We start from the raw sequence: 707 nt of genomic DNA, 5'->3' as shown, positions 1-707 counted from the left end.
GGCAAAACCACCATCACCATCCCGGCTAACGGTACAACCGGCACTGCCACCGTCACTGCCCCGGACAACGTCTACGTCGGCGCTAACGACCCTGTCGTGAAGTCGATCGCAACCGTTGAAGGCGCGGATGTCGGCAAGTTCGAACAACTGACACTCGACAAGACCCCGGTCAGCACTACCGTCACCGACGAGCCTGGCACCCCAGGCAACCCGGGCGGTAGCAACGAAGGCGACCTGGTCAAGGTCACCATCACGGCCGACCAGACCTCGGTGGCCGAGAACGTCAAACCGACCTTCACCGTGCACATCAACACCGCCCTGGCCCACGACCTGGTCGTGACCCTGAGCAACAATGCCCAGGTCACCATCAAGGCCGGCGAAACCAGTGCGCCATACACTCACGACGCGCAAGGCGATGACGTCTACCAGGACGCTGGCCAGATCAGCCTGGGTATCACCTCGGCGGTGGACGCCACTGGTGCGACCTTCGAGAACCTCGAGCTGGGCGGTGCGGCTTCGGTCCAAGTGACCGACACCACCGACGAAGTCGTGGCCAAGCTGACTGCTACCCCGTCGGTCACCGAAGGCGGCGAGATTACCTACACCATTACGCTGACCAACAAAGACGGTCTGCCGATCGACAAGCATGCGGCGCTGACCTTTACCCTGGACGATGGCAAAACCACCATCACCATCCCGGCTAACGG

General features: G+C 62.1%; 1 protein-coding gene. It reads left to right on the top strand.

Annotated features, from left to right (window positions below; genetic code table 11):
• Positions 1-707: immunoglobulin-like domain-containing protein (locus tag AC3WLP_RS27845; protein WP_492576399.1), on the top strand; the 707-nt coding region annotated here is incomplete at both ends.

The sequence above is a fragment of the Pseudomonas sp. FW305-E2 genome, from assembly GCF_058782925.1.
This window is presented reverse-complemented; position numbering and strand designations above follow the sequence as displayed.